This window comes from Leptolyngbya sp. KIOST-1 (genome assembly GCF_000763385.1).
Taxonomy (GTDB): Bacteria; Cyanobacteriota; Cyanobacteriia; order Phormidesmidales; family Phormidesmidaceae; genus Nodosilinea.
The window spans coordinates 1-2,781 of record NZ_JQFA01000006.1 but is presented as its reverse complement, the minus strand read 5'-3'; the positions used below and the strand labels follow the sequence as shown (position 1 = coordinate 2,781).

Sequence of the window (2,781 nt, the reverse complement as noted above, 5' to 3'; positions counted from 1 at the left end):
CCCTGGTAGGCGATCGTCTTCCCCGGCTCCGGCTTGGGGGGTGTGCCCAGGGCGTTTGCCCTGAACCACTCGCTGATCACTAGGGTGTCTACCACCTCCTTCAGTTCGCTGTCCACAACTATGGATGTGCGGGTTCTGGCCAGGTCGGAGGTCACCACCGTGTAGGGATGCCAGCCGGTGACGCCGTAGAAGGTCTGGGGCAGCCACACCACCGCGCCTACCTCCAGGGCTGTGCCGCCGCCATCGATGGCCGAAATAGCAGTCAGAATGGGTAAATCATCGTGTGCCAATTCCGTGCTCGAGTCTCTGGCCGCGGGCCGGTGCAGCTGCCCAGCGCCGGACGCTGTAACCCCTATAAAATCGTCGTTTTCTGCTGCCGCAGATGAATCAGCCCCCTTGTGACAGTTGCCGCTACAGTAGGCGGTGCAGTACCACCCGGCGGGGTCATCGAGGGAGGGCACCACGTGGGGGCAGCTAGGGGTTTTGGTCATCCTTCAGCACCGCTTCAGCGAGTAGGACTAGGAACAGCTCTCGGTAGCGCCGGGGGATGTGGTGGAGATGCTGTAGGGTGTGCTGCACCATGAGCGCAATCACCTGGTGGCGCTGCTGCTCCTGGCTCATTCCCAGCTCGGTCATTTTGGCAATGATGTCATCGACCAGGCGATCGGCCTGGCCTTCGACAAATAGATCGGTTTGGTAGTAGCGCTTAGGCATTGTCATCGTCTCCTAGTAGGGGCATTTGGCCGAAATACTTTCGCTTGCGCTGCCGGTTGCCGGGCCGGTGGGGCGTGTCGTGGCGCAGGTGGCAGGGCGAGCAGAGCGCCGCCAGGTTGGCCGGGTCATTGTTGCCCGGGTTTTGGTCGAGGTGGGCGGCCGTTAGGGTAAAGCGCCCTGGGTGGTCTAACTCAGGCAGCCATTCAGTACCCGAGATTCTCACGGCAAACGAGGGCCAACCCTCCCCAGGCCTTCGGCAGGGCCTGTCGCACTGCTGGCACCGCCAATTGGCGGAATCCTTTAGCGCCCTGGCTTGCTGCGGCCAGTCGTCAGAGTAGCGGTCTCGAATAATGGGCATCTTGAGGCTACCGAGTGCAAGTTGATGAAATGGAACTTTTTCTAATAGTGGCGATCGCCCTGATTGGGGGATTTTGGTTATGGGCAAGAAATGAGACTCAGAAGAAGCATGGCAAGCCACTCAACCTAAAGCGTCAGCGGCAATCTAGGCCTTTGAACCAAAACCAGCAATCAAGCCTCACCATTGCGGGGATTGTGGCCATGTCCACTTTGGTGGCAACCCTGAATGGGAATGCCCAATGGTCTCAGCTCACCGCGATCGGGAACTCTGGCCAGGGCACCGGCTACGGCGAAGTGGATGATAGGAACTTGGCCAACTTCCCTCCACCAAACCTGTACCAGGAGGTGGGCGGCACGGCCTCAACCGTCACCTTTATAAATGGCTCTCCTGATGCCCTCACCATTTATCTGGTTAGAGACACCGGGGAACGCCTAGAACTCAAAATGCAGGCCTGTAAAGAGTGCTCAACCTACAGCCGGGATAATTCCCCGCCGTGGGGTGCCGTCGGCACTCCAATCACCTTTCAGGTACCCCCTGGACGCTACGAAGCTACAGGCCGGTTCTTTGGCACCGAACGCACCAAAGGGTTTAGAAGTGACTGGCAGCTCTCTCCAGGGTGGGAGTACCGAGGGGCTATCTACACCCTCAATGAGGTTCACCTCTACTGAGCAACCCTGCATACATGAATACAACGAAGCCCCAGGGGTGCGATCGCATCTCTGGGGCCTTTGTTTGTCTATTCCTCGGGCTCAGCGGCTTCAGCGTTTAGAGCTTGAATATCAATGGTTACAGCATCAAGGTAGTGGCGATGCCAGTCGATCGCCTCTCGATAGCGAACAATTTCAGCTTCAAGCTCCCTGATTTTCTTCTGGCAGCCTTCTATTTCAACCTGGTACCAGTCGATTGAGCTGGAATGATAGGCCAGTTGGTATTCCAGGTATTTAAAGACCCACTGGCCGAGGGCTTTTCCGGCAACGCCGCCAATTGAGGGCTCATGATCTGTTGTGACTCCTCCGACTGAACCGGGGGCACTATCCTCTCCCTGGCTAGAAACTCTAGGTAGTCTGCCAGACTCATCTCTGCCGCTGCTGCCGACTCCTTCAGTGCCTCTAGCCCCTCCGCTGTCATGCGCTGATAAAGGCCCTGATCCTTCGGCTGGCCCCAACGGTTCCGGGCTTGCTTGGATTCGCTCATTCGTTGTACCCATCACCTTTTCCTCGATTGTATATACGGACGGACTCAATACGTTAGACATAAGGATTGCATAACACAATTAATTAGTGTTATGCATTCAGTCTACTGTGTTATACATAAGGTGTGAAGCATCAAACGTCGGATCTCACGCCGGGGGTTAACTCTCCTCCCGGCATTCCTGGCCAGTCTCGGCAGCCCGCCGCATGGCGGTGGTGGGTTCGCCTCCCACCCTGGCCACCCCTGTCAGTCAGAGTTTCGCCGGGGGCGATCGCCCCCGTTCCCTCTATGGAAATGGAAAAAGAGGAATACCCCATCCCGCTGTACTCGCTCGATTTAACTCTTAGGGAAGTGCATGCCCTAAAGGCTCTGCTTCTTGGTGGCATGTCACCAGCGCCTCTAGATGACGCTCCCTGCGTAGAAGAGTTTGATTTTGTAGAACGACTTGACGAGTTAATCGCCCTGGCCACTGGCGATGTCCAAACACGTCGAACAAAACCCGAGGAATAGCCCATGCC

General features: G+C 57.0%; 6 protein-coding genes. 2 read left to right on the top strand and 4 right to left on the bottom strand.

Annotated features, from left to right (window positions below):
* The 3 genes from NF78_RS27600 to NF78_RS32700 form a co-directional block, all read right to left on the bottom strand.
* Positions 1-491, bottom strand: a 491-nt coding sequence (locus tag NF78_RS27600) for a hypothetical protein (RefSeq protein WP_035994969.1), incomplete at its 3' end; no start/stop codon positions are given.
* A complete protein-coding gene (locus tag NF78_RS27595) occupies positions 475-714 on the bottom strand; it encodes a hypothetical protein (protein ID WP_035994966.1) in 240 nt (79 codons plus the stop codon). The genes NF78_RS27595 and NF78_RS27600, both read right to left, overlap by 17 nt.
* Positions 707-937 carry a hypothetical protein gene (locus NF78_RS32700; RefSeq protein ID WP_052051082.1) on the bottom strand — a complete coding sequence of 77 codons (231 nt, stop codon included), beginning with the start codon at positions 935-937 and terminating at the stop codon, positions 707-709. Before NF78_RS32700 ends, NF78_RS27595 begins: the two co-directional genes overlap by 8 nt.
* A gap of 287 nt (positions 938-1,224) precedes the next feature.
* Here NF78_RS32700 and NF78_RS27585 point away from each other — a divergent pair, with 287 nt between their 5' ends.
* Positions 1,225-1,740, top strand: coding sequence for a hypothetical protein (locus NF78_RS27585; protein WP_156120010.1), 516 nt, complete (start codon positions 1,225-1,227; stop codon positions 1,738-1,740).
* A 68-nt stretch (positions 1,741-1,808) separates the two neighbouring features.
* On the opposite strand, the gene NF78_RS31690 is transcribed toward NF78_RS27585, so the two are convergent.
* On the bottom strand, positions 1,809-2,327 hold the full coding sequence (locus NF78_RS31690; protein ID WP_156120005.1) for a hypothetical protein: 519 nt from the start codon (positions 2,325-2,327) through the stop codon (positions 1,809-1,811).
* Between the two features lie 224 nt (positions 2,328-2,551).
* Between NF78_RS31690 and NF78_RS27575 the strand changes: the two genes are divergently transcribed.
* Complete coding sequence (locus NF78_RS27575) at positions 2,552-2,773, top strand: hypothetical protein (protein ID WP_035992540.1); 222 nt, start codon at positions 2,552-2,554, stop codon at positions 2,771-2,773.
* Positions 2,774-2,781 lie beyond the last annotated feature (8 nt).